The following is a 24,735-nucleotide window of genomic DNA, read 5'->3' as shown; positions in this document are numbered from 1 at the left end:
AGCGACCGGGCTGCGAATCAGAGGTACAGGTTCTTGCGGGAAAACCGCTCAACCAGAGGTTGATAGGCAGACCCCAGAACCCGGTTCAGGACGTCAATGCCCCAGGCATCCGGTCCCACCAGAATGCGGGACTCATCCTTGAGGATACCCTTCACAATGGTGTCGGCTGCTTTTTCCGGTGTGGTCATGGCGATCTTGTCGAAGCCCTTGCGCTGGGCATCGGCATTTTCGGATTTGCCCATACGGGCCGAATTGGCGATGTTGGTGCGGATACCCCCGGGATGCACACAACTCACGGCTACCGGCTGCTTTTCCAGTTTCATTTCCTGGCGCAGGGACTCGGTAAAGCCCCGAACCGCGAACTTCGCGGCGTTGTAGGCACTTTGTTTGGGTACGCCAATCAATCCGAACACACTGGAAACGTTGACCACATGGCCGGCTCCGGAGGCAATCAGGTGCGGCAGGAACGCGCGGGTGCCGTGGACCACTCCCCAGAAGTCGATGTCCATGATCCACCGGAAATCTTCGTCGGTCATTTCGCGGACACTGGACGACAGGGCGACGCCGGCATTATTGACCACCAGACTGACCTGCCCGAAATCACCCACAACCTTGTCCGCATGGGCATAGATGGCATCCCGGTCCGAGACGTCCAGATGATAGGTTCTGACCTCGGTGACGCTGCATTGCGCCGCAGTTTCAGCAAGGCCTCCGTCATTAATGTCCGACAGCGCCAGACGACACCCCTTTGCCGCCAGAGCGACTGCCAGTGCCCGGCCAATACCGGAACCCGCTCCGGTGACCACGGCTACCCTGTTGTTCAGATCCTTCATCGTTGATGACCTTCTGTTATGCGATGTGTTGCTAACTCTAACAGGGTACAATCCGTTGCTCTCATCATTTCTCTGCCACTAACGGATGTTCTCTTGTATGGAATGGAGTCTCACGCATTTCTGGCTGATTCTCGCACTGGCGCTGAGTCTTGCCGAGGTAACGTCCGGCGTGTTGGTGCTGCTGGCTCTGGGCATGGCGGCTGCGCTGACAGCAGTGCTGAGCTTCCTGGGCGTACCCTTTGAATGGCAGCTGGTAGGGATGGGCGCGTTTTCAGGTATTCTGGTGCCGGTCGCCGTGCGCTGGATCAAGCCACGATTTTCCCCCACAGGCGTCGCCTACGGAACAACCGGCACAGGCGTCGAGCAGGGCAACCGGTACCGGACGCTGAAACGGGATTTCGACAACGCCAGCGGCATCAAGGTCAATGGCGATTTCTACCGCCTGCGTACCAGCGATACCGGCATGACCGAACTGCCGGAAGGCACAACGGTCATCTTCGAACGTTTTGACGGCACCACCGCCGTTGTTCACACAATCAGTAACAAGGAACAGTAGACATGGAATCGGTTATTTCCCCGGGGCTGGTTATCAGCCTTATTCTCGTGATTATCGGTATTTTCATCATCGCCAAGGGCCTGGTTATCGTGCGCCAGTCCGAGGTGATGGTTATCGAGCGGCTGGGTTCGTTCAACCGGGTCCTGGAAAGCGGTGTGAACATCATCATCCCGTTTATCGAGCGTCCCCGCGCCATCATCATGACCCGTTATGTCCGCATGGGTGACGAATACCACCCCAGCAGCAGCTTCGAAACCCGCATCGACCGTCGCGAAACGGTGATGGACTTTCCCGGCCAGCCGGTGGTGACCACTGATAACGTCACCGTCAACATCAATGGCGCACTGTACTACCAGATCATCGACCCGCGCCGTGCCGTGTATGAAGTGGCCAATATGAGCCAGGCGGTGGAAGTACTTGCCAAGACCACCCTGCGTTCGGTGGTGGGCAAGATGGAGCTGGACAAGCTGTTTGAATCCCGCAGCGAGGTCAATAACGCGATCCAGGCGGAGATGGAAGAAGCGGCCTCCAAATGGGGGGTGAAACTGACCCGTGTCGAAGTTCAGGACATCAGCATGCCGGAAGAAGTGGAAGAGGCCATGCGCCTGCAGATGGCGGCGGAACGTAAACGCCGCGCCACAGTGACCGAGGCGGAAGGTGAGAAATCAGCCGCCATCGCCATGGCCCAGGGCCAGCGTGAATCGGCGATTCTCAATGCCGAGGGTGACAAGGAATCGGCAATCCTGCGCGCCCAGGGTGAACAGGAATCGATCCGCCTGGTGCTGAGCGCCATCGGCGATACCGAGGACAACAAGCAGACGGTTATCGGTTACCTGCTCGGCCAGAGCTATATCAAGGTGTTGCCCAACATGGCGAAGGATGGTGAGCGGGTCTTCGTGCCTTACGAGTCCTCCGCCCTGCTGGGCTCCATGGGTATGTTCCGGGAACTGGCCGGCAGTCCCGAGGATATAGTGCGCCAGAGCGGGAAGCAGGATGGCCTGCGCGGCGGTATGGTGGCCTCTGCCGGCAATAGCTGACAGTACACTGGCCCGTGGTGGCCGTCGCCAGCCTTATCCCAGAAGGTTGTCGAGCGGCCGCTGGTAACCCGGCGCGAATACTTCCAGGAAGTACATCACCTCCGGCAGGGCATCCTGCTCCAGCTTTTTGAGGATGTGGCCCGCCGCTGACTCGAACTCCTTGTTACCCGCCTGCATTTCCGCCTGGCATTTCAACAGTGCTGACAGGCGGTCCGCTGCCTTGATCAGTTCCTTTTCTTCCGGTGCCCAAGCGCACTCGCGGATGTAGGGCGCAAATTCATCACGCAGATCGTCGGGCAGCAAAGCCAGCAACTCCGCCTCGGCCTTGTGCTCTATATCGCCGAAAGCTTCCCGCATGACTTTGGAATGATATTTGACCGGTGTCGGCATATCACCGGTTATCACCTCGGTAGCGTCGTGATAGAGCGCTGCCGCTGCAATGCGGTCAACATTCACCTGCCCGCCAAAGTGCCGATTGCGAATAATAGCCAGGGCGTGTGCCAGCGTTGCCACCTCCCAGGAATGGGTAGCGACGTTTTCTTCGATGGCATTACGCATCAACCCCCAGCGCTTGATCCACCGGAGCCGGGATACGTAGGCAAAAAAATGGCTGAGAGGGCGGCTCACAAGTATTTCCGGTTTTGCATGAGTTTATCATTAATCTCTTCTGAGAATGAAACAGCGATGTTGATGTGAACGTACGTTCAATTGTTATCGCTGAGGAAAGCGGGCGGTGAACTCCGGAAGCTCAGCGGGCATCCAGTTCAAAGTCGATGGTAACCTTTCCGTCCTCCTTGGCACTTGCGTCACGTACGGGGTCAAGCAGGAAGACCTGGCTTTCCGGCACGTCATGGTTTTCCAGCATTTGCCGGCGTAACCAGCCCCCCCGTGCCGAGGCCAGATTATCAAGGGCTTGCGGTGGCAGATCGATGTCCGTAATCAGCCTGTCCACCAGCGCCTGCTCCCATTGCGCCTGACTGAGCTCACCATCCTCGCCGGCAACATTCTCCCGGAAAGCGTCCAGCGAGGCGAGGTTATCCGAGTTGCTGTAAGCCTGCTCAAGCCTGGCGATACGCTTGGCTGGCGGGGCAGTTTCCGCGATACCCGCCTGATCGAACAGCCGCTGCCGTCTCAGTCCGCGGGCATCGGCCTGCGGTGCAACTGCACCACGAATGTTCAACACCAGGGAGGGGCGGTCATTGAGCGCTGCCCCTAACGCCTCCAGCTTGGCATTCTCGCCCTCGGCCAGCTCAACCTGTCCGGGTTCAAAGCTGATCCTGCCCAGATCCTCTCCCGACAGGCCAGCCATATCCACGATCGAGCCCAGCATACTGAACGGCGATGTAGCTGCCTTGGCTACAAGGTTGACGAACGCATTCATGACGACCTGGCCCACACTGAAGTCCGGGCTCTCCAGATCACCACTGACGGGAATATTAATGTCGATAACCCCGTCACTGTCTCTCAGCAGCGCCAGACCGAGCTTGACCGGAGCGCTGACCGCCTGGTCACTGGGCACCGGTTGCCCGAGCTCGAGACGGTCCAGAACAACCGTGTTACCGGCATCAATGGTGCTACCGGAAAATTTGTAATCCAGATCAAGATTCAGTTTACCGCTGTCAACACCATAACCCAGGTAGCGGCCAAAGTAGGGCGACAACATGGGCAGGGAGAGATTCTCCATGCTCAGCCTGAGCTCACTGGTATCGTCTGTTCCCAGAGCCGCCAGAGAGCCGTCAAGCGTCATGCTGGCAACGTCTCCAGCACGGCCCTGGACAGACACCTTGCCCTGTTGCGGGGCAACATTGCTTAGCCCGGTTACTGAACCCCGCAGCCGATCAAAACGGGTGGTAAAGGTCGGGTCGAGGGTGCGGTCGGTATAGGAAATAGCACCCTCTTCCAGCATCACCTGCCCGATACGGAAAATAAACTCCGGCTCACTGTCATCCGCTGATGAATCCCCGGCGGAGCCTTCCGTCGATGTCGACCGCACAATACGCTGCAGGTTGTAGCCACCATCCCCTTCCCGAACCACGTTAACGGTTGGCCCCGCCAGGGTAACGGTGCCGATTTCCAGGCGCGCCGGGGCGACATTGTATTCCACTGGTTGCAGGCGCAGAGTCTGCCAGCCAATCAGTCGCTCCTCAGTGTCGCCGAGCCGAAGATCAAGCGACGCAACTTCACCGGTGCCACTGAAGGTTCCGGTGAGGGGATCCTGCTGCTGGTCCAGATCCAGGTTACCATCCACATTCAGACGGCCATCCCTGACGTTCAGGTTTGCCGCTTCGTTGAAATAGGCTTCAAACTGGGCCAGGACAATATCGGAGCCGGTTATTCCCGCCTCCAGCGTGAAAGGCATTGGTGTTGTCTGGCCGTTGAACATCAGGTGGCCGCCACCACCCAGTGTGGCGTCAGCCTTGTAATTGACCGGGTCTTCCAGCTGGTGGGAAAGCTCGTCAACGCGAATATTCAGGTCCGTTAACGACAGCTTGGCCTCGGTTTGGGGTTGCTCATCCCGCCAGCTCACTGAACTGTTATCGACCTCCAGGCCTGCCACGGTCCAGCGGAATGGCATATTGCTGCCAGCAGAACCGTCTGTCTGCTCATCGTCAGTATTACCCTGAAACGGCTTGAGCAGGTTGACCAACCCCTCCGGGTCGCGATGCAGCGACAGGTTCATGCCATCAATGGTGACGGTTCCGCTAGACGCCTCGCGGCTGTTGAGCCCGAAACTGATTTCGCCGACACGGATGCTGTCCGTCTCGAGCAGCAAGTCGTCACTATTCGCCAGGCCAAGACCAAGATTTTCGATGTTCAGCTGCCCGTTGGCAGTGGTCAGCAGGAATTCTTCTGCGGATTGCAGCTCATAGTCGGAGCTCAGGGTTACCCTGCCGTCATGGAGCCGGTACGGGAGGTACGGTTTGAGAAAATGCTGGAGCGTGGCATGAGTCACTCCTCCGAGCTTGATAAACCCCCTGGAATACAGCGGGGCAATACTGAGGTCGCCTTCCCATTCGATGGTCTGGGTGCCAACCACTGCCAGCAGGTAGTAATTGCTATCGGTGTCTTCCCGCGGCCAGGTAGCCAGGTCATTGAGTGCCAGGTCCAGCGGAGCCACCCGGAATTCCTCCGGGCTTTCCTGGCTGAAGTCCCGGAATAACAGCTCACCCCCGGCCACACGGACCCGGTCAAACTGCAGACGGGCCGGCTCGTCGGATGTGGTCTCATCACTGGCGGTTTCCTCTGCCGGTGGATTGTTCGCCAGCCAGTCCCGGGCAACATTGACGCTGTAGTCATCCAGCAGGTCCAGACGGATATAGGGTTCTTCCAGTTCAATGTTCTGTAACGCTACCGTACCGGTAACCAGTCGCCACACCCCGAGATTGGCGAAAAGGCGGTCAAAGGCGAGAACCGGCTCTCCATCGCTGTCTTCGGCATCCAGGCCAAGCACTTCAACGCTCATGACGAACGGATTCACACCGACGTCTCCGATCTCCGCCTGCCAGCCCAAGTGCCGCTGCAGCCGTTCTGGCAGCTCCCGTTCCAGCCACCAGGGCAGCGCCAGAAACCCGACAAGGGCGTAAATCACGACCAGAACCAGTACAGCAATGGAAATATTTCTTGCCGACAATCGTCGTGTGCGGTTTGCAACCACCGTTTTCTCCTTGTCCACTGTCAGCGACGGGCACAGCGCTGCCCCTTTCCTGTTTTATAAGGATAGTCCGTAAGTGCCGGTTTTGTCAGCCGGAAAACGCCTGCGGACTGACAAGGCGCAATGAACCCGATATTCTGTTATCAACGTATTGAACGACGAACTCACGACACAGGTAATCCTGATGGACATTAGCGATATGCGGCGCGAATTCGAGAGCCAGGGCCTTGATCGTGACGCTCTCGATGACAACCCGGTCAAACAGTTCCAGAGCTGGTTCGGGGATGCCCGCGAAGCTGGCATTCTCGAGCCCAATGCCATGTCACTGGCCACTACAGGCGATAGCGGCATGCCGGACATACGGACGGTACTGCTGAAATATTTTGATGAGTCCGGTTTTGTTTTCTACACCAATTATGGCAGTCGTAAGGCCCGGGAACTGACTGAGAATCCGAAAGCGGCTTTGCTGTTTCCCTGGATAGCCCTTAACCGCCAGGTGCGAATACAGGGCAGGGTGGAGAAGGTCAGCAAATCCGAGTCACTGCGTTACTTCGCATCTCGCCCGCGGGGCAGCCAGATCGGCGCCTGGGTATCGGAACAAAGCCGGGCCATTACCTCCCGGGGGCTGCTTGAACAGAAAGTTGCCGAAATGAAGCGCCGTTTCAGTGAGGGCGAGATTCCACTGCCGGATTTCTGGGGCGGTTATCGGGTAGTACCGGAACGGGTCGAGTTCTGGCAGGGCCGGCCAAGCCGGCTTCACGACCGGTTCGAGTACGTGAAACAGGACAGCGGCTGGACCATCGACCGGCTGCAGCCCTGATACCGCACCCTACAAACAGGAGCAACCATGGATGATCAGCAACGGTGCCCGTGGTGTGGCAACGACCCTCTCTATGTTGCCTACCACGATGAGGTCTGGGGCCGCCCCGAATATGATGACCTGGCGCTGTTCGAAAAACTGTGCCTCGACGGCCAGCAGGCGGGACTGAGCTGGCTTACCATTCTGAAAAAGCAGCAAAACTACCGGGCAGCCTACGATCACTTCGACCCGGAACGGATCGCCCGTTACGACGACAGAAAGATCGAGTCCCTGCTGCAGGACCGGGGCATTGTCCGCAACCGCCTGAAAGTGGAGTCCATCATCCGTAACGCGCGGGGATACCTGGATCTGCAGACGCAGGGCCACTCTTTCAGTGACTTCCTGTGGTCGTACGTTGATGGTAAGCCGATCCAGAATCATTGGCAGACCATCGAAGACGTTCCGGTCTACACCCCGGAAGCGGAGTCCCTGTCCAGGGCCCTGAAGAAGCGCGGTTTCAATTTTGTCGGTCCCACCATTGTTTATGCGTTCATGCAGGCGGTGGGAATGGTGAATGACCACCTGACCACATGCCCCCAACACGCTGTCTGCCGGGAACTGGCCTGAAACGCGTGAGGCACTGTTGACCTGCCGGTTTCAGGCCGCCGGATGATCCCAAACCATTCATCGCTCGTAAGTCCGGGGGTAGCACATCATCCCCGGTACTACTATGAGAGCGAAACGGTGAGAATAACTATTCAAGATCTGAGGCAAACGCCAGACCTTTCCGTCGACCTGCTGGAAATCATTTCGCTGGAAGGCCAGCAGTACATGGCGAGGCTGGTAATCGATGGCGAATATTTTCTGCTGTCCGATGCCAACAGCAGGACGCAATTATTCCGCAGCAGCTGGGAAATCCAGGATGCCCTGGCATTATTCAATGTCGTTGCCACCGATGTTGTTCACCCCTCTGCTTACCATGAAATGATTGGTATGGAGCCCGCTGACATCGGGCCCATGAGAATACGGGTGCAGGGGCGCAACTCGTGATTGCGGTCGCCAGACTGGCGATTGTCGTTGGCATTGCCGGGCTACTGCCATTTCTCGCGGCAATACTCGGCCTGTTCATGATGCCGGCCAAGAGCCTGACCATTATCAGTTATTTCTATCTTTACAGCGCGGGCATCCTGGCGTTTATGGCTGGTATCTACTGGCCACTGGCCATGCAGCTTGAAAACCGGTGCTACCCGATTTCGCCACTGGTCACCATGCTCCTCAGCCAGGTTTTTTTCATTACCGCCGGCATCGGGCTTTTGCTGCCCGTTGCAGCTCAAATCGTGCTCTACACTGCCGCCTACCTGGGGCTCTACGTGGTTGATGCGCGCTGGATGAAGGTGTACTGGCCGGACTGGTATCTGAAACTGCGATTGGTGCTGACGGCGGTGGTTCTGCTATGTCAGATTGCAGCCGGAACCTGGTTTTTAATGGTTCACGGCTGAGACTTACATCCCACGGCCGGCACTTGCCGCCATCCGCGTCACTGGCAAGCGAAATGCCGGGGCCTAGCCCCGGAGAGAGTCGCCCGGACTATCCACCAGATTTCTCAGCTTCTTCAGAGCGCCTTTCTCGATCTGTCTTACCCGCTCGCGGCTGATGCCGAGATTGTCAGAAATCACCTGCAGGGTTTCAGGCTCGGGCAGGCCCAGCCCGAAACGTCTCGACAACACCTCTTTTTCCCGCGAACTCAGGTCGGCCAGCAGGGCTGCGAGGGTGCGCTTGCGATCCCGTTGGACCATCTCATGCTCCGGCGCCGACTGCTCACTGGCGCTCAAACTGTCACCGAGGGTGACGCTACCCTCTGTGGTCACCGGCGCATCCACAGACACTTCCATGCTCGCGAGGGCGCGCAGCTCTCCGATGCGCGAAGGCGATACCTCAATCTCATGTGCCAGCTCGCTTTGTGATGGCGTGCGGCCCAGGGACTGGTGGAGTATCAGGGACTTTTTCTGCAACAGGCGGATTTCATCCACCACGTTTTCAGGCGTATGCACCAGACGGGTGCCCCGCTTCATGCAGCGTTTCACCTCTTCGCTGATCCACCAGTAGGCATAGGTTGAAAAACGGAATCCCTTGGTGGGATCGAACCGCTCCACTGCCTTGATCAGACCAACGTTGGCATCCTGGATCACATCCGACATGGGGATACCACGGTTGGCATAGCGCCGTGCAATATGCACTGCCAGGCGGAGATTACTGCGGATCAGCCGCTGACGGCTGTCAGTGGCAAGATGGTAGGCGCGACGGCAGCGGGTGGAAAATGAACAGGCATCACCCAGGCTCCCGACGACTTCACGAAAGGTCTGGGAAGTGTCGTCCGGCAAGCCCAGCTCCGCAGAGATGATCCGGTAACAGAAAGACAATCTGCGGGACAGACGGCGCTCACCTTCGTTGGTCAGCAGTTCATAACGGGACGCATCCCTGAAGTACAGCCCTACCAGGGATTCCGTTTCGCCGGAGTGGGCTATGGTCGGAGACGGCCCCGGGCTCTGAAGGTCATTCATGGCACAGGTTCCGATCGTAAATTTCCAGAAGATACGCGCGGAACAGTGCCATGGATCCCCGGCTGGCGGGGCCACGAGGGCAAGTTGCGGCAATTACGGACAGGGCGAACCCGGCCCGGATTACGCCGCGACGATCGCGTACTCGTGGTTATAGGGCTCGATCAGGACGGCGTGGAGCGCCACAACGGTCTTTTTGTAGGCGTCTTCGTCCACCACAAACTGGATGTCCACCTGGCGCATACACTGGTGCAGTGCCAGAACGCTGATCTCCTCATCCGCCAGGGCCTTGACCGACCGCGCCAGAATGCCCGGTATCTTGATATCACTGCCGATGGCAGAAACAATTGCTACCTTGCGCGTGTTGACTTCGGCGTTGGGGAATTCGTCTTTCAACGCCCGTACTACCCGCTTGACGTGCTTGAGGGTGCTGTCGACATAGTGGGTGATGGTGTTGGCGTTGGTGTCCTTGGACACGAAGCGCACCTTGAAGCGGCCAAGTACCTCGAGGATACGACGGTCGGAGCCGGGCTCACCCTGCATGTCCTGGTCAAAGACCTCGATGGCAAACACACCCTTGTTGCCGGCAATGATCTCTACCTGAGGCTTCTCACTGACGTAATCGCCGGTGATCAGGGTACCCGTGTGTTCCGGTTCGAAGGTGTTCATGACCCGCAGCGGAATCTCGTTCTGGCGCAGGCCCTTGCCGGCACGGGGGTGGATGGCTTCCATACCCAGGTTCGCCAGCTGGTCGGCCACGTCGTAGTTGGTGCGGCCCAGAGGCACCACCTTGTCCGCGCCCACAATATTGGGGTCGGCAGAGCTGAGATGGTATTCCTTGTGGATGATGGCCTCGCGGGCGTTGGTGATGACCGCCACCCGGCTGAAGGTCATCTCGCTGTAACCCCGGTCAAAGGTCCGCATCAGGCCTTCCTTGCACTGGGCATAGCCGGTAACGACAGGCAGCTCACGGGTCAGGTCCACCGCATCGAAGGCCTGCTTGAGTTTCTCGTCCAGTGGCAGCAGTTCATTGTCGCGCCAGCCTGTCAGGTCCACGAAGCGTGCATTGATACCCTCCTGCTGAAGTTTCAGGGCGGTATTGAAGGCACTGTGGGCCTCACCGATTCCGGCCAGCATTTCCCGAACCGTCAGCAAGTGTTCTTCCAGCTGGAACTGGCCATAGGAACACAGACGCTGCAGGTCGATCAGGCAACCACGGACACCTTCAATGCGGTCGGTAATAAACTGATCGGCCTGCTGCTTGAGCATGGGATCGCCGAACAGCTCGCCGTTGATATCGGTCAGGAACTTGATCAGCTTGGTCAGGTCGTCGCCCCAGGCCCAATCCGATTCCGCATCAGCGAACAGGGCATAAACGCCCGGCTCCCCGGTTTTCTTGTGTTCCAGCAGTTCATCGGTGACACCGCCATAGGCGGAGACCACGAATATGCGCTGGTAGAGGTCGTCTTTTTCGCGCCCGCCGAGAACGATGTTGTCGCGTACAGCCTCATAGTTGCTCATTGAGGTGCCGCCAATCTTCTCTACGGTATGTAGTTCGCTAGTCATAGTGTTACCGTCGTTATCCTGCAGAATGAATTTGGGGAGATGGCCGGCGTCTCAGGACGCCTTGCTCATTCCTTCCTGCATGACTTCCTCCACGCTCTGAGCTAAAAGTCTAGCACCTTTGCGCAGATCCTCCTCGCTGGTAGTCAGCGGCATCAGGCATTTGATCACTTCGTCGTTGGGGCCACTGGTTTCGATAATCAGCCCCTTTTCAAAGGCGCGACTGGTAATCCTGTCTGTCAGCCCGGCGCGGGTAGCTTCAATGCCACGCATCAGGCCGCGGCCTTTCATTTTAAACTCGCCCGGGTACCGGTCACAAATGGCCTGCAGACCTTCACCGAGCACCCGGGTCTTGGCCTTCACCTCATTGGCAAAGGCGTCGTCTTTCCAGTAAGTCTCGACGGCTGCGCGGGCCGTTACAAAAGCCATGTTGTTACCGCGGAAGGTACCGTTGTGCTCACCCGGGCCCCAGATATCGAGCTCCGGCCTGAACAGCACCAGCGCCATGGGCAGGCCGTAACCGCTCAGTGACTTGGAAACGGTTACAATGTCCGGCTTGATACCTGCAAATTCAAAGCTGAAGAACTCGCCGGTGCGACCGTTACCCGCCTGGATATCATCCAGAATCAGCAGGATGTCGTGCTTTTTGCACAGCTTATCAAGGCCCTGAAGCCATTCGGCGCGAGCCGCGTTCAGGCCACCTTCGCCCTGGACCGCTTCAACAATCACCGCAGCCGGCAGCTCGAAGCCGGAAGAACCGTCAGACAGTACCTTGTCCATGATCTCCAGGGTATCCACGTTTTCGCCCAGGTAGCCGTCGTAGAACATGAAGTCCACGTTGCCCAGCGGGGTACCAACGCCACCACGGTGGTGCTTGTTGCCGGTGGCAGCGACTGCGCCCATGGTCACACCGTGGAAGCCATTGGTGAAGGAAACGATGCCATTACGGCCCTTAACCTTGCGCGCCAGCTTGAGGGCCGCTTCCACACAGTTGGTGCCGGTAGGGCCGGTGAACTGCATTTTGTAGTCCAGGCCACGGGGATCCAGGATGTGCTTCTTGTAGGACTCGATAAAGTCATGCTTGGCGGTGGTGAACATATCCAGGCCCTGGCTGACACCATCGCTTTCAATGTACTCAAGCAGTGCTTTCTTGAGAATGTCGTTGTTGTGGCCATAGTTCAGTGAGCCGGCACCGGCGAGAAAATCCAGGTATTCCTTGCCATCTTCGGTGTAAAGATGTGCGTTCTTGGCGCGGTTGAAAATCACCGGAAAGGCACGGGAATAGACACGTACTTCGGATTCGGTCGACTTGAAAAGTTCCATGGTCTTGCCTCTTAGCATGTCAGGTTCGAGGTAGTTGTGCTGTGGCACGTTGGTTAAAGCCGTTGTGACAGATTCACCTCAGCAATCTGCCGGCCAGTCCAGAAGGGTATCGGTCGTTCGGGAAGGCGGCGGTTACGCCGGCTTTGTGAAAGGCCCGATGCGGAGCAGGAATTCGGAGTCGTGCTTGCCGCCAAAGTGGGTGTCTTTCTCGAAGTGCTCGTGGTATGTGAGCTCGGCACCCATGTCACGGGCAAATGACCGGAACAGCGCCCAGGAAGCCGCGTTGTCCTCGGTGATGGTGGTTTCCATGTGGGTCACGTCTTTGCACGCGTCCCGGGCCACAATCGCCTTCAGCATCCGCTTCGCCAGGCCCTGCCCACGACCTTTCTCGTGAACGGCCACTTGCCAGACAAAGACGGTTTCGGGCTGTTTGGGGGGAATATATCCGGAAATAAAGCCGACCATGTCGCCATCTATCTCCGCGGCCACGCCGGTTTCGGCAAAATGGCTGCACTGCAGGAGGTTGCAGTAGATCGAGTTGGTATCCAGCGGCGGGCATTCTGCCACCAGCTGGTGAAGCCTGTAGCCATCATCCTTGACCGGTTTGCGGAGGTTGATGGCGGTGGAATTCGAGCCTTCTGATGTCATAGCGTGATCGATTTGTCCCAAAAAGTTAGCGTCTAATTATATAGACCACAAAATATATTTCAAGTCGTGCTTACGGGAGTGCGCCCGCAGGAGCCACCGTCCGTTCTTTAATAATAGACCGGATTATGGCGCAGGCCAGTGACAAATGGATTAAACAGTGTAAGGAAAATCCACGCTGCCAGGGGTCAGGGACGTTCCACCTGCTATCCGCTTACGGTAGGATTCTGCTGCTGCCGAGCCGGAAGGCCATAGCTGGTCGAATCGGGGCAGCCAGGCATCGAGATCGTAGGCTACGGGCATCAGGGATACGCTCAATCCTCTCCCATCAAGACCGGCAACAGGCTCAGCCAAAGGACCTCTCAAACCAATGCGCGTAATCAGGCCCCGCGGGTCCTGCGCCAGGTTACCCATACCCGCAGAGCCGTTGTTCGCCACAATACAGCTGCGCCCCTCCACGGTTCCCGACCAGAGCACAGGCAGGCAGGTATGGGTGGAGGCAATCACATCGGCACCGGACTCAACAAACCACTCCGCAAGCTTCAACTGATTGCCCGCCACAAAGGATTCACGTGCCAGTCCCCATCCGGCGAGGGACTCAGGATCACCATGCACCACCAAAACCTTTAGGCCTCCAAACAACAGGCACCGATAGCGGGGCAGAAGGCGGAGCCGTTTCTGGATATCCGGATGGTTGCCAGCCACGCGCTGCAGCCGCTCCATGATGGTATTGGAGCGCTCCACCACGCCCTGATCAACAAAGTCCGGATAGGCACAGCCGCAACCCGCGCCATCATTCGGATTGGCCAGTTCATAGTCCACATTACCCAGGCTGACCATATGCTTCAGCACGCGGCTGTTGATCTCGCGGAAGAGGCTGTCGCTGGCATTGAACCAGTTAAAATCCCCATTGAAAACCAGCCTCACCCTGCGCCCCTGCCGCTCCTCCGCAAGCGCCATCCGCTCAATTTCATCAAGCGCGTAAGGGTTCCCGTAGAGCCCACCGATAATGTAGAGCACATCTTCTGACACCTGGCGGGGTTTCCGGCACAACTCGGAGGGCCGGTATCGATAGGCCAGAGGGCAGCTTCGACCTTCGTTCATGGCAGTTTCCAAGCCTCGCCGGTCGCGAGCGTGCGCCCGGCCAGCCTGCGAGCCGCCAGGGGCAGGAAGAACCCGGCGGTACAGATCAGGAAGCCATAGGCATTCACGCCAAGAAGCATCGCGTAGGCTCCGTCACCTATAGCCCAGCTCGATGGGATCAGACCCGTGGCCAGCAACAAGCCCAACCCCAGGCCGGTCCAGAAACTCAGGTGGAAACTCCAGGGCGACCAGCGCGTAAACCCATAGAACAGGAACACCGGCGCCAGCCCCATCACCATGGTGCCGGAGATGGTCGTGGCCTTGAGGATGTCGGTGCCTGCAAACATCGGCAGGTTGCCCAGAAATGCGAAGACAATCATGATCACCGCCCCCACACGCACACTGGGCAACCGTTCTTTCGCCCGCTTCGCCAGCCGCGGCAGATCCACCGCCAGCGACTTGGCCAGCGAGCTGAAGGTGGAATCCAGCGTCGAGCCGGCGGAGGTCATCATCACCACACTCATAAAGAACAGCGCCGCCAGACCCAAAGACTGCCCTACCGCTGCGGGCGCATTGCCCATGGCCTCGATACCGTTCAGCCGCGCATGCACACCCACCAGACTGAAGATAAACACCGCCACAAATCCCAACAGCCCGGCCACCACAAAGCTCTTCAGCATGGTCTTCTCCCTGTTCACGAAGCCCCGGTCCGTGAGCACAGGGTCGTGGAAGGGATAGCTGAACATCTGCAACAGAGCCACCAGCAACAGGTCAACACCGGCGTTGAGCCTGAATTCGCCGTTGCTGAGCAGGGCACTGGTATCGTTGGCCGGTAAGATCAGAAACAGCACCGCGCCGACGAAGAACACAAACACAAACGTCTGGATCACATCGGTAAAAATCGAAGACCGCAAACCGCCCTTGAGGCTGTAGGCCAGGGTAAACACCGTAAACAGCATGGCTGCGCCATAGTATTCCCACTCCCCCGGCAACCCGAAATAACCGCCAACCACAGCGGTATTACTCCAGACCTCGTTGTACAGCCGGATCAGAATGGCCGCCGCAAACGCCAGACTGGCAAGCCGCCCAAAACGGGACGTCAGGAATTCCTGCAGACTACGGGCACCGGTCTGCGTACGAATCAGGTAAATAATGTATCCGGCCACCGGAATCGACAGCCAGTAACTGGCATAGGCAAGCCCCCCGGTCACACCGTAGGCGGCACCCAGGTTGGCAGCATTGGTCACCGACTTGGCAAAGATCCAGCTGATAAAAATGCTAGCCGTCAGCGACCACTGCCCCACCGGATTGCCTTCGTCATCCGCTCCCTTGTAAAAAGAATTGGCGTTCCTGCTCCTGGGCGACAACACATACATCACCACCCCATAAACCACCAAAAATCCCCAAAACAGGGAGGCTTCCGTAAAATTCATTATCTGTCCTGTCCTCGTTCTTTGTTTGCAGTCCGGGGCTGGTTCGGTTACTTCGGGCTGGGGTGCCTGAGTCAGTGGTGGAGGGGGTTCAAAAAAACGCCCGTGAACCCATCCATGGGGGGCTTGGTCGCGCCATCCCTGGCGCTCCACATTTTTTGAACCCCCTCCACCACTGCCTCTGTCATCAACGTCGCCATGCCATCCCCGACACCTAAGGCATAGCAACCCCGTCAGAACCTGCTTTTTCTTTTAACCAAACGAATGGCAGTGTATTTACCGCGGTCTGGGGGTGGTGTTTTATTTCCGCCAGGAAAAAGGTGTCTGAGCGCAGCGAGTTCTTTTTCCCAAGGAAATAAAACACCACCCCCAGGCCGCCAACTCCAAGCAAGCAATCCTAAAAAAAAAGAAAATCACCCAGGCGCCGAACAACTAGCCCCAAACCGATAACAGGAAAAACACCGGTGATGCCGCAACATAATGCGCTCATCCATACTCTCCGCCAGCGTCCCCCCAAGATCGTACTCAGGGTCGTCATCCACCAGAGTGCAGGCATATACCCGCACCCGGTCGCCCCGCTTCACCAGCATGCGGGTATAGGTACACATGAAATGGGAACGGGCCTCTTTGGTGGGATACTTCTCCATGCAGGTTTCAGTAATCTCCGGGCTACCGTCCTCGGAGCCTGGTGTACCCAGGTCCGGAAAGGCCGTGAAAGCCAGGGTTTCCGGAATCCCCCATGCGCGGAAGATACCGCGAAAAGCCGATTCCACATTGGCAGGGATTTCGTCCGGGTCGGTCTGGCGGGCAATGGACACCTTGAAGCCCTGATGCACCAGCCAGCGAATACCCTCAAGCGCCTTGTCGAAGCTGCCTTCGCCGCGGTCGACGTCGTGGCGGGCGCGATCCGGGAAATCCAGGCTGACGCGGAAATGGATCGGATAGGGATTGCCCAGCAGCGGCAATACCTGGTGGCGGCGTTTCAGCAGCGGGTCGGTGGCGTTGGTGAGCACGAAACACGGGCGGTGGTGACTGGCGTAATCCAGGATATTGATAAAATCCCTGATCACAAACGGCTCGCCGCCGGTGAAGGAGAACTGTTCCACTCCCATATCCAGGGCTTCGTGGATAAACGGTTTCACGTCACTCAGCTTCATGCCAGGAATACGGCCGTCGCCGGGATGTGAGCCTTCAAGGCAGAATGGGCAGGCCAGGTTGCAGGCGGTGCCGGTATGAATCCACAGTTCCTTGAGCCTATCCGAGTCAATGTAGCCGCGCGGGTCGCCGTTGCGGGTGTGGGTCCAGCTGTCTCGGGCCCTGGGTTCCAGCACTTCCACGGCGGGAATACGTCTTTCGGCGGTTTCTGTCAGGGGCATAGCTGCTCCGTGTTTACGGTGAATCTGTCTGTACGGACAAACCAATGGCACCGGCGTTACGTTACCGGTGCCATTTCTTTGTTTTACGTTGTCACTTCTTTTACGGCCTTGTCCCGGGGCTTTCTGCCACGGCGCCAGCCATGAAGCTTCTCAAGCAGGTTGAGGATGCCCTGTGGCGCGTGTTCACGCTTCCATTCGCCGGCAGCATACTTGGCCGATTCATTCCAGGTCGGGTAGGGATGGATCGTACCCAGAATCTTGCTGAGGCCCAGGCCATGCTTCATGGCCAGGGTGAATTCCGCGAGGATTTCGCCCCCATGCATACCCACCACCACGGCACCCAGTATCTTGTCCTTGCCCGGCGGGGTGAGAATCTTGATGAAACCGTAATCCTCGCTCTCGGCAATGGCGCGGTCCAGATCATCGAGGCCGTAACGGGTTAGCTCGTAGGCGATGCCCTTCTCCTTCGCTTCTGCTTCACTGAGACCCACGCGGGCCACTTCCGGCGAGGTGAAGGTCACCCAGGGCATCACCCGGTAATCCACCCGGAAGCGTTTGAACTGCCCGAACAGACCATTTACAGCCGCGTACCACGCCTGATGGGCGGCGGCATGGGTAAACTGATAGGGGCCGGCAACATCGCCGCAGGCGAATACGTTGGGGAAGCGCATGCTCATGTCTTCCTCCACCGGCACAGTACCGTTGGACAGGGGCTCGACACCGATCTTTTCCAGCCCCAGGCCCCTGGTGTTGGCGGTACGGCCCACGGCCACCAGAACCTGATCAAACGGGATCCTGACACGTTCACCGTTGTGATCACAGTACGCCACTTTCTCGCCGTCCTCGACAGCAAACTCTTTGGCAGCATGGTTCAGCCTGAGGTCGATACCATCCCGCTCAAACTGCTTCATGACCACGTCAGCGACATCACTGTCCTCCTTCGCCAGCAGGCGGTCACCCATCTCCACCTGGGTCACCTTACTGCCAAGTCGTGCAAAGGCCTGGGCAAGCTCGGAGCCGATGGGCCCACCGCCCAGCACCAGCAACCGCTCCGGCCGGGTGTCCAGCGACCAGAGATTGTCGGAAGTCAAAGGCTCCATTTGCGCCAGTCCCGGAATGGGGGGGACTGCCGGTTTGCCGCCAGTGGCAACCACAATGCTGCGGGCAGTCAGACGTTCGGTGCGGCCATCATTATGAACAACTTCCAGCTCCCAGGGTGATACGAAGCTGGCGTTACCGGAGATGCAGTCCACACCCAGCTTGCGATAACGCTCCGGCGAGTCGTGGGGCTCCACCTTGGCAATCACGTCCTTGACGCGGTCCATGATGTTTTTGAACGAGCCTTTCACCGGCACAGACTCCAGGCCATAGCGGTTGGCATGGCGCATGGTGTCCGCGGCCCTGGCGCTGCGAATCAGTGCTTTTGAAGGCACGCAACCGGTATTCAGGCAATCACCGCCCATCCTGTCTTTCTCGATCAGCGCCACCCTGGCCTTGACGGCGGCTGCAATGTAGGCCGATACAAGGCCGGCGGAGCCCCCGCCAATCACCAGCAGATTGTAATCAAACGACTCCGGCTTCTGCCAACCGGCATACACCCGGCGCTTGCGAATAAAGCCGACAATGAACTTGGCAATCAGCGGGAACAGACCCAGCAGTGCGAACGACAGCAGCAGGTCGGCGGAAAGGATGTCACCAGTGGACTCAATCTGGGAAAGCTGGGTCCCCGCGTTCACATAAACAAAGGTTCCCGGCAACATCGCCACCCAGCTCACCAGCGCATAAGTCCTCAACTTCATGCCGGTCAGGCCCATGGCCAGGTTGATCAGGAAGAAGGGGAACACCGGCACCAGTCGCAGGGTTGCCAGATAGAACGCTCCGTCTTTTCTGATGCCCCGGTCCATTTTTGCGACGGTAGCCGCGTAGCGCTTGCGCAGCGTGTCGCGCATCAGGAATCTTGCCACCAGAAAGGCGAGCGAGGCACCAATGGTTGAAGCGACAGAGACAGCAAGCAAACCATAAATGTTGCCCAGAAAGGCACCGCCAGCCAGCGTCATGATGGTTGCGCCGGGAAGCGACAATGCAGTGACAACCACATAAATGGCGGCAAAGCCGAGCACAGCCACCAACAGATTCTGACTGATCCATTGTTCAATCGACGACTGGTGCTTCTGCAGGTTTTCCAGGGTCAGTATCTCAGGACCGCCGAAACCGATAAACAGCGCAACCACGGCACCGATAATCAGCAGCAGAATGAGCTTTTTGGAGTTCATAACTAAATCCATTGGTCAAGAATGAAAACGGGTTGCCCTGAAAGACACGGAGCTGCGCTGGATGTTACAGCGGCTTCAGTCTAAACTTTTTTTTGAGCGTTTACTCATCAACACAGGAACTTAGAGCCACCACCATGGACATACCATGCTCCAGTCAGTTCTCGAAGACCAATAACATCTTTATAACAGCGCACTAACGCAGAGATCCGGGGGTATACGGAATGGACACCGCGACACATCAGTCTGACGAGGATATCCTCATCCAAGGCCTGAAATCCGGCAATCAGTCTGCCTTTCGCAAAGCTGTTCGTTTATACACACCGGGCATGCTGGCAGTTGCCCGCTTCTACCTGGACCACTCGGCAGCGGAAGAAACCGTCCAGGACTGCTGGGTGACGGTGATTGATGCCATACAGAAATTCGAGGGCCGGTCCGGCCTGAAAACGTGGCTTCACCGTATTGTGGCCAACCGGGCCAAGAATCACCTCCGCAAAGCAAAGCGGGAAGTCAGCGCAGATTTTTCCGAGACGCTGGATCCGGAACTTGCCGATCGCTTTGCGCCCAATGGCCGCTGGGCCACCCCTCCAAGCCTGAAAATCAACGAGTCCGCCCAGGCACTGATGGAAAACGACGCCCTCAGCGACTGCCTTGACCAACATCTGGCCGCATTGCCGGAAACGCAACGATCCGCGCTGATGCTTTATGAGGCACACCAGCACAAATCCGAAGATGTGTGTAACATTCTGGATGTCAGTGCCTCTAACCTGCGGGTGCTCCTTCATAGGGGACGGCAAAAAATCTTTCTGATGGTCGAGACGTTTCAGGAGACAGGTGAATGTTAATGTGCCGGGATCTGGCCCGTATCGCCAGCGATTACATTGATGGCGAGCTGGGCCCCATGGATAGGGTGTCTGTGAAGATGCACCTGATGATGTGCGGGCACTGCCGGACTTTTATTGGCAACCTCCGCGCCAGCGTGGACCTGATAAACGCCCATTCCAGCCAGCAGGTGGACGAAGAGTTTGTTCGCCGGATCGACGAACGTGTCACCGAGTCGCTGAATGCGCGAAACTCGGGAAACGGCAACTCTGACTGATTACCCTCTCCCGACTTGAATTCAGCGCCTAGTGTCCCGCCACTGAGAATCTCATCCACCGGTATCAGCGCATTACTCAGATCAAACCCGTTTTTCTCCTGGGTCAGGCCCCGGCGAGCGGCCACCAGAAGCAACATACCTAACACCATAAACGTCCGGACTTGCATCTTCATCAGTTTTCCTCCAGTCGACCTACGACATCCTATTCAATCTGCACATTCATCATGGCAATGAACTGGTTCCCTCAACGCTTCCGGAATTTCTCCTGCTCGATGCGCATGTACTCGGTCAGAGCAGCCAGCTCCTCGGAATCCCAGTCCAGCGGCTCTGCTGCCATGGGAGCAGCCATGCAGATCTGGACCATCTCATCCAGATGGACCTTGTCCATCCCGAAATCGCTTTTGCCCATGGCGACGAAATGCGGGTACTCGTTGGAGAAGGTATCAGCGTAACCGGCGCCGTTGGTATGGCAGGTCGCACAGGATAAGCCATTGGAGGAAAGGGATGTGTCATTGAACAGAGCTTCCCCTTTCCTGGCCAGGGATTCGGCATCGCCGTCATAGGGCTCATACCCTTCAGGGCGCCGAACCGCCTCTTTCATGGCTTCGGAAGCGCCTTCGCCTTCTCCCTCGGCCTCGCCTTCTCCTTCTCCTTTCGCTTCGCCCTCGGCTTCACCCTGGGCTGCTTCGGCTGAAGGGATCAGTCCCAGGCCATGTTCGGATACTGCCGATACACCTGCCATTGCCACTACCGTCATCACGGGTACCGACACCATGAGATTTCGGGAAAGCTTACGCAGGAGTTCTTTACGATGACTGTCAGTATTCATTTGATCACTCTCCGATCATCATTGATTATTGGATTTTTTTTGGCATGAACCCGGTGTTCATGCGATCTTTGCCATCTGCGCTTTGAGCTGCTTTTGATGGCGCAGGGTTGAAGGATGAACTCCGAATCCGTCACGGATTTCGACCCCGCCCTGTTCCGCCAGCATCGCGATAATGGCCATGTGGTGAATGGTGTGACTGGCCAGGAACACCAGTTCCCGGTCAATACTGGTGGCGACAGTGCGACGCTGATTATCACTGAGATGTTCCATCTCCAGTGGCGCATTCTGCGGCACATCAGCGAAACGACCCAGCAAGTTGATGATGGCAAGAAGCCTGTTGCAGGCGGCGTAATTATCCAGCTCCAGCCTTTCCTCACGCTCCCTTTTCTCGTAATCGAGTGGCCCGGCGGATCGTCCGTTAACGGCTTTCAGAAGAGCCATGTAGTGGTCAATGATATGGCGCACATGTTTACCGATTACGTGCTGTTTTTTCGCCCCGAACGTTTGCCGATAAAGCTTTCCAGGCAACTCAACAAGCAGCTCTGCAAGCTGGTTGATGGCGTGGGCATTTTCGGCAACAAGTTCTTCACAACTAACAGACCCGGAACTTGAATTTGGCATTTTTTTCACCCGTATCGTCTGGGTTGATTCATTCACTGAAAGCAGCAAAGGAGCCGCAGACTGGCCCCGGCGCCAGGGTTATCGATAAATCCGATTCCCCCTGGCCGGGCCACTGCCTTTTCAGGTGCCGCAGATTCCGGCTCAGCCCTCGGCTTCACCTTCACCCTCTCCTTCACCTTCGGCTTCGCTTTCTCCTTCACCTTCGCCTTCGCTTTCTCGTTCTCCTTCTCCTTCACCCTCGGCTTTACCTTCAGCTTCACCTTTGGCCTCGCCTTCTGCTTCCGCTTCACCCGCTGCAAGCATCATGTACTCACTCTGGGCATTCACTTCTGCAGCGGTAGCCGTACCCAAGGCCGAAGCGCCAACCACAACAGCCAGCATCGGCCCGGTGTAGGTGATACCCCTGGCAAGCTTTCGCAACAACTGTCTTTTCTGAATATCTCTGGACATGATATTTCCTCTCCTATCCGTTTCTCTGGTTAACACCGGGCATATGTGTGCCCGGATCTTCAGGCTACTGCCCGAATGCTTGATCTATCTCTGGCCGATCCGCATCTGATAGCTCTGCCGCAATGCCATCGAGGTTATCTGCGTCCACCAGATATCGGTCTGCTGTCTCGAGCCATTCTGCAAAGCGCGAGAACCCCGCCGCATCCAAAGGTTGCCCGTCAGGGCCACAGCAACCGGGGATGAGATAACGCAAGGTTTCGTTCACTGACACGGACTGCAGACCGCTTCCGTACTGCGACGGTGACCGGGCGGGTATCAGAACCGTCGTAACCTGGTATCCCTTGCCAGCCATCCCCAGCGACGCCGGTTGCAGCGCAACTTCATGACCATCCTTCGGTGAATGCACGGAAAAATGACCCGAGATCACAGGATCATCAGCCCTGGCCGGAGGCACCTGTGCCGGCAGGCCAAGCGCAAACAGTGCCGCATCCGGCTTCGCGGAAATCCTCAGGGCACGGCCAAATCTCGCACTGATATGGCTGGCCAGCGCCAACGCTGGCGCATCACCGAGCTCGGGGTCACTGTTGGCAACCAGCACTGCACTTGCCGGATCGTCCGGCCGGGTAACAACGCCCGCGTCAATGATGATGTCGCCCTCGTCTGCCGCGTGTCCGGTCAGGCAGACCATGACCGCCGGCGCCACCCGGGAAAGGGCGAGCCGCGATTGCACAACCTTGCCATCAAGGATCAGTGTGTATCCCGGGGTATCACGCACAACCTCGAGCCTTGAACGGGAACCGGGCCGGCTTTTCGATTCAAGCGGGAAAAGTAACGAGCCGATCCGGCTCACTACCGCCGGGCTGTCGGTGAAAAGTTCCACATGGAATCCGCCACATTCAAGAACACACGAATAGGGCTCGGACACCTGCGGCAGGGGGATATTCGCTGCAGGGGAAAGGTCAGTGGCGGGTGCGCCACCCGCGTTCGCCTGAACCAGAAAACCATTGTTGACCCAGTCCGCCAGAGAATTCCAGACGTCCCGCCGAATGGCCCAGGCATCGGGCTCTGCTGAAGCGTTCTGCCGGGCTGACTGGGTCAGGGCATCGGCAATGTCGTCAGGCGCAATACCATCGGTGGCCATAAGCCAGATCAGCGACGCCGTTTCGTTCAGCACACTGAGATGCCCCAGCCGGGTATCGTAGACATACACCCGATCCTCACTGATCATATCCTCGGCGCAGCGCCTTTGCAGGGTTGGCTGTGGTAAGCCGTTGCCGGAAAGGGCTTTCGCCACGACCCAGTCCTCCAGCCGTGGCAGCGTATAAAAGGGCAGATAGGCCGCGGGGTTTTCCGACGGCAACAGACGCTTGAAATTGCCCGCCCGGGACTGCTCGCTCTCTGTTTCCAGGATCAACTGTTGCTCCGCAGACGCGCCGGAAACGGCTTCGGGCTTGCCATTCAGTCCCACCAGGCTTACCAGGTCCGCCACCAGCGAACCCTTGACGCTCTCTTCAATATCACCACCGCTTTCAGGCCCGGCACAGACCTCCAGGGAAGGGCTGAGATTGCATTCCAGTACCCAGGGTTTCAGCCTGTTGTCGACCAGGCAGTCGATCCCGAGCAATTCATAACAGCCACGGGTGTCGGCTCCCACCACCCTTGAGCGTTCGCGCATGGATTCGACAGCCGACAGGCAGGTCAGGGCCACCATATCCTCAACCCTGGCAAACAGGGCATCATCATCGTGCCCCTGCTCCCTCAACCAGGCACGGTAACGATCCAGATCGACAAACTCCACGGGTACATCGGCGTCAAGATTCAGCGCGTTAACATCGGGATTGGTGAGGTAACTATAGGGATTGTCTGCGTTTTCCTCGTCATAAGGCGCCGATGCCAGCTTGGCAAAGCCCTGGCGGTAGAGATACACCCGCAAAGGTGCAACCGATGTGACCGCAACATACAACCGCAACACATACTTGCGCCCGTGCATGGTATGGGGGTTCTCTATGTACTCCTGCACCATCCACGACGAATCCATGGGCACATTAGCCGGGTCCTTAACCAGTTGAATGCCCTTGCCACGTGCCGCGTTCTTGGGTTTCAGGATCCAGCGTTTGGAAGGCTCATCCAGTGCTTCCTGCTGGAAGGCATGGTAATCCCCGGGCATGGAATAGACTCGCGGGAAAAACTGCAGACGATCAACCTGACCGTTCTGTCCGGTATCCTGGAGGCTCACCCGGTCGCGAAGCGTCAGAAGGCTCTGGTAAAGCCGGCTTTTGACGGTCAGGGCATTGTTGCCCGGGATATGGTTGATCTTGCGCCCGGGGCCGACGTGCCTGAAAAACTCCGGGTCGGGCATGCCCGTATACCAGCAGGCGTTCCAGTCGTCCGGGCTGTCGCCTTTCTGCCAGCGGTCCTGATCAAGTGATGCTTCAAAAAAGCGGTCCTGCTCGTAGGTGCGGTTGCCGCCCATCCAGTAGTGTCGAGTCATGTCGAACTGTTCTCCCTTGCGCCCTGAACCTGTCTTTATTCTCTGTTGCACACCCGCATGGACACATCACATCAGCGGGTGTTACAGAATTCAGATGATTTACTGCGACTTATGGACAAG

The 24,735-nt window shown here is 57.6% G+C and carries 23 protein-coding genes; 8 read left to right on the top strand and 15 right to left on the bottom strand.

The annotated features are described in order from the left end of the window. Positions 1–17: 17 nt before the first annotated feature. Complete coding sequence (locus DIT72_RS06090) at positions 18–833, bottom strand: SDR family NAD(P)-dependent oxidoreductase (RefSeq protein WP_135954270.1); 816 nt, start codon at positions 831–833, stop codon at positions 18–20. A 97-nt stretch (positions 834–930) separates the two neighbouring features. Between DIT72_RS06090 and DIT72_RS06085 the strand changes: the two genes are divergently transcribed. Beyond that, positions 931–1,389, top strand: coding sequence for an NfeD family protein (locus DIT72_RS06085; protein WP_135954269.1), 459 nt, complete (start codon positions 931–933; stop codon positions 1,387–1,389). A 2-nt stretch (positions 1,390–1,391) separates the two neighbouring features. Then, positions 1,392–2,426, top strand: coding sequence for an SPFH domain-containing protein (locus tag DIT72_RS06080; protein ID WP_135954268.1), 1,035 nt, complete (start codon positions 1,392–1,394; stop codon positions 2,424–2,426). Positions 2,427–2,459: 33 nt separating this feature from the next. Here the strand turns inward: DIT72_RS06080 and yfbR are convergent, their stop codons facing one another. Further along, positions 2,460–3,053: a 5'-deoxynucleotidase gene (yfbR, locus tag DIT72_RS06075; RefSeq protein WP_135954267.1), complete on the bottom strand. Its 594-nt coding sequence runs from the start codon at positions 3,051–3,053 to the stop codon at positions 2,460–2,462. Positions 3,054–3,174: 121 nt separating this feature from the next. Then, positions 3,175–6,081 carry a DUF748 domain-containing protein gene (locus DIT72_RS06070; RefSeq protein WP_228260737.1) on the bottom strand — a complete coding sequence of 969 codons (2,907 nt, stop codon included), beginning with the start codon at positions 6,079–6,081 and terminating at the stop codon, positions 3,175–3,177. A gap of 181 nt (positions 6,082–6,262) precedes the next feature. Between DIT72_RS06070 and pdxH the strand changes: the two genes are divergently transcribed. The 4 genes from pdxH to DIT72_RS06050 all read left to right on the top strand — a co-directional run bounded on the left by pdxH (position 6,263) and on the right by DIT72_RS06050 (position 8,376). Then, positions 6,263–6,898, top strand: coding sequence for a pyridoxamine 5'-phosphate oxidase (pdxH, locus tag DIT72_RS06065; protein WP_135954265.1), 636 nt, complete (start codon positions 6,263–6,265; stop codon positions 6,896–6,898). Between the two features lie 27 nt (positions 6,899–6,925). Then, positions 6,926–7,504 (top strand): DNA-3-methyladenine glycosylase I, encoded by a 579-nt coding sequence (locus DIT72_RS06060; protein WP_135954264.1) that lies wholly within the window; start codon positions 6,926–6,928, stop codon positions 7,502–7,504. Between the two features lie 117 nt (positions 7,505–7,621). Continuing rightward, on the top strand, positions 7,622–7,927 hold the full coding sequence (locus DIT72_RS06055; protein WP_135954263.1) for a DUF6482 family protein: 306 nt from the start codon (positions 7,622–7,624) through the stop codon (positions 7,925–7,927). Beyond that, a complete protein-coding gene (locus tag DIT72_RS06050; RefSeq protein ID WP_135954262.1) occupies positions 7,924–8,376 on the top strand; it encodes a DUF3429 domain-containing protein in 453 nt (150 codons plus the stop codon). Before DIT72_RS06055 ends, DIT72_RS06050 begins: the two co-directional genes overlap by 4 nt. Positions 8,377–8,439: 63 nt before the next feature. On the opposite strand, the gene DIT72_RS06045 is transcribed toward DIT72_RS06050, so the two are convergent. From DIT72_RS06045 to DIT72_RS06010, 8 genes are all read right to left on the bottom strand, one after another. Further along, positions 8,440–9,438, bottom strand: a complete 999-nt coding sequence (locus DIT72_RS06045; RefSeq protein WP_135954261.1) for a sigma-70 family RNA polymerase sigma factor — start codon at positions 9,436–9,438, stop codon at positions 8,440–8,442. Positions 9,439–9,558: 120 nt separating this feature from the next. Beyond that, a complete protein-coding gene (locus DIT72_RS06040) occupies positions 9,559–11,001 on the bottom strand; it encodes an aspartate kinase (RefSeq protein ID WP_135954260.1) in 1,443 nt (480 codons plus the stop codon). Positions 11,002–11,052: 51 nt separating this feature from the next. After that, complete coding sequence (ectB, locus tag DIT72_RS06035) at positions 11,053–12,321, bottom strand: diaminobutyrate--2-oxoglutarate transaminase (protein ID WP_135954259.1); 1,269 nt, start codon at positions 12,319–12,321, stop codon at positions 11,053–11,055. A 132-nt stretch (positions 12,322–12,453) separates the two neighbouring features. Then, positions 12,454–12,969, bottom strand: coding sequence for a diaminobutyrate acetyltransferase (gene ectA / locus DIT72_RS06030; RefSeq protein ID WP_135954258.1), 516 nt, complete (start codon positions 12,967–12,969; stop codon positions 12,454–12,456). A gap of 150 nt (positions 12,970–13,119) precedes the next feature. Further along, positions 13,120–14,070 carry a metallophosphoesterase family protein gene (locus tag DIT72_RS06025; protein WP_135954257.1) on the bottom strand — a complete coding sequence of 317 codons (951 nt, stop codon included), beginning with the start codon at positions 14,068–14,070 and terminating at the stop codon, positions 13,120–13,122. After that, positions 14,067–15,482: a sodium:solute symporter family transporter gene (locus tag DIT72_RS06020; protein WP_135954256.1), complete on the bottom strand. Its 1,416-nt coding sequence runs from the start codon at positions 15,480–15,482 to the stop codon at positions 14,067–14,069. The genes DIT72_RS06025 and DIT72_RS06020 overlap by 4 nt, the downstream gene beginning before the upstream one ends. Positions 15,483–15,892: 410 nt before the next feature. Continuing rightward, positions 15,893–16,855, bottom strand: coding sequence for a radical SAM protein (locus DIT72_RS06015; protein ID WP_135954255.1), 963 nt, complete (start codon positions 16,853–16,855; stop codon positions 15,893–15,895). Between the two features lie 83 nt (positions 16,856–16,938). Beyond that, the gene (locus DIT72_RS06010) at positions 16,939–19,128 is read right to left on the bottom strand and encodes an FAD-dependent oxidoreductase (RefSeq protein WP_135954254.1); all 2,190 of its coding nucleotides are present in this window, start codon (positions 19,126–19,128) and stop codon (positions 16,939–16,941) included. Between the two features lie 221 nt (positions 19,129–19,349). Between DIT72_RS06010 and DIT72_RS06005 the strand changes: the two genes are divergently transcribed. Both DIT72_RS06005 and DIT72_RS06000 read left to right on the top strand, forming a co-directional pair. Beyond that, positions 19,350–19,970, top strand: coding sequence for an RNA polymerase sigma factor (locus DIT72_RS06005; protein WP_135954253.1), 621 nt, complete (start codon positions 19,350–19,352; stop codon positions 19,968–19,970). Beyond that, on the top strand, positions 19,964–20,224 hold the full coding sequence (locus DIT72_RS06000; RefSeq protein ID WP_135954252.1) for a zf-HC2 domain-containing protein: 261 nt from the start codon (positions 19,964–19,966) through the stop codon (positions 20,222–20,224). Before DIT72_RS06005 ends, DIT72_RS06000 begins: the two co-directional genes overlap by 7 nt. Before the next feature lie 244 nt (positions 20,225–20,468). On the opposite strand, the gene DIT72_RS05995 is transcribed toward DIT72_RS06000, so the two are convergent. From DIT72_RS05995 to DIT72_RS05980, 4 genes are all read right to left on the bottom strand, one after another. Then, positions 20,469–21,053 carry a cytochrome c peroxidase gene (locus DIT72_RS05995; RefSeq protein WP_135954251.1) on the bottom strand — a complete coding sequence of 195 codons (585 nt, stop codon included), beginning with the start codon at positions 21,051–21,053 and terminating at the stop codon, positions 20,469–20,471. 57 nt (positions 21,054–21,110) lie between these two features. Beyond that, positions 21,111–21,674 (bottom strand): DinB family protein, encoded by a 564-nt coding sequence (locus DIT72_RS05990; RefSeq protein ID WP_135954250.1) that lies wholly within the window; start codon positions 21,672–21,674, stop codon positions 21,111–21,113. 141 nt (positions 21,675–21,815) lie between these two features. Beyond that, positions 21,816–22,124, bottom strand: coding sequence for a hypothetical protein (locus tag DIT72_RS18345; protein WP_169449984.1), 309 nt, complete (start codon positions 22,122–22,124; stop codon positions 21,816–21,818). A 64-nt stretch (positions 22,125–22,188) separates the two neighbouring features. Continuing rightward, a complete protein-coding gene (locus DIT72_RS05980; RefSeq protein ID WP_228260736.1) occupies positions 22,189–24,615 on the bottom strand; it encodes an amylase in 2,427 nt (808 codons plus the stop codon). Between the last annotated feature and the right edge of the window lie 120 nt (positions 24,616–24,735).

Source organism: Marinobacter orientalis, from assembly GCF_004792665.1.
In the GTDB taxonomy this organism is placed as follows: domain Bacteria; phylum Pseudomonadota; class Gammaproteobacteria; order Pseudomonadales; family Oleiphilaceae; genus Marinobacter; species Marinobacter orientalis.
The sequence above is the reverse complement of the archived record's forward strand: the minus strand, read 5'-3'. Positions and strand labels throughout refer to the sequence as shown.

Bases quoted from the DNA above. Each gene is read 5' to 3' on its own strand.
- DIT72_RS06090 (WP_135954270.1), bottom strand. From the start codon at position 833: ATGAAGGATCTGAACAACAGGGTAGCCGTGGTCACCGGAGCGGGTTCC.
- DIT72_RS06085 (WP_135954269.1), top strand. From the start codon at position 931: ATGGAATGGAGTCTCACGCATTTCTGGCTGATTCTCGCACTGGCGCTG.
- DIT72_RS06080 (WP_135954268.1), top strand. From the start codon at position 1,392: ATGGAATCGGTTATTTCCCCGGGGCTGGTTATCAGCCTTATTCTCGTG.
- pdxH (WP_135954265.1), top strand. From the start codon at position 6,263: ATGGACATTAGCGATATGCGGCGCGAATTCGAGAGCCAGGGCCTTGAT.
- DIT72_RS06060 (WP_135954264.1), top strand. From the start codon at position 6,926: ATGGATGATCAGCAACGGTGCCCGTGGTGTGGCAACGACCCTCTCTAT.
- DIT72_RS06045 (WP_135954261.1), bottom strand. From the start codon at position 9,438: ATGAATGACCTTCAGAGCCCGGGGCCGTCTCCGACCATAGCCCACTCC.
- DIT72_RS06040 (WP_135954260.1), bottom strand. From the start codon at position 11,001: ATGACTAGCGAACTACATACCGTAGAGAAGATTGGCGGCACCTCAATG.
- ectB (WP_135954259.1), bottom strand. From the start codon at position 12,321: ATGGAACTTTTCAAGTCGACCGAATCCGAAGTACGTGTCTATTCCCGT.
- ectA (WP_135954258.1), bottom strand. From the start codon at position 12,969: ATGACATCAGAAGGCTCGAATTCCACCGCCATCAACCTCCGCAAACCG.
- DIT72_RS06025 (WP_135954257.1), bottom strand. From the start codon at position 14,070: ATGAACGAAGGTCGAAGCTGCCCTCTGGCCTATCGATACCGGCCCTCC.
- DIT72_RS06020 (WP_135954256.1), bottom strand. From the start codon at position 15,482: ATGAATTTTACGGAAGCCTCCCTGTTTTGGGGATTTTTGGTGGTTTAT.
- DIT72_RS06015 (WP_135954255.1), bottom strand. From the start codon at position 16,855: ATGCCCCTGACAGAAACCGCCGAAAGACGTATTCCCGCCGTGGAAGTG.
- DIT72_RS06010 (WP_135954254.1), bottom strand. From the start codon at position 19,128: ATGAACTCCAAAAAGCTCATTCTGCTGCTGATTATCGGTGCCGTGGTT.
- DIT72_RS06005 (WP_135954253.1), top strand. From the start codon at position 19,350: ATGGACACCGCGACACATCAGTCTGACGAGGATATCCTCATCCAAGGC.
- DIT72_RS06000 (WP_135954252.1), top strand. From the start codon at position 19,964: ATGTTAATGTGCCGGGATCTGGCCCGTATCGCCAGCGATTACATTGAT.
- DIT72_RS05995 (WP_135954251.1), bottom strand. From the start codon at position 21,053: ATGAATACTGACAGTCATCGTAAAGAACTCCTGCGTAAGCTTTCCCGA.
- DIT72_RS05990 (WP_135954250.1), bottom strand. From the start codon at position 21,674: ATGCCAAATTCAAGTTCCGGGTCTGTTAGTTGTGAAGAACTTGTTGCC.
- DIT72_RS18345 (WP_169449984.1), bottom strand. From the start codon at position 22,124: ATGTCCAGAGATATTCAGAAAAGACAGTTGTTGCGAAAGCTTGCCAGG.
- DIT72_RS05980 (WP_228260736.1), bottom strand. From the start codon at position 24,615: ATGACTCGACACTACTGGATGGGCGGCAACCGCACCTACGAGCAGGAC.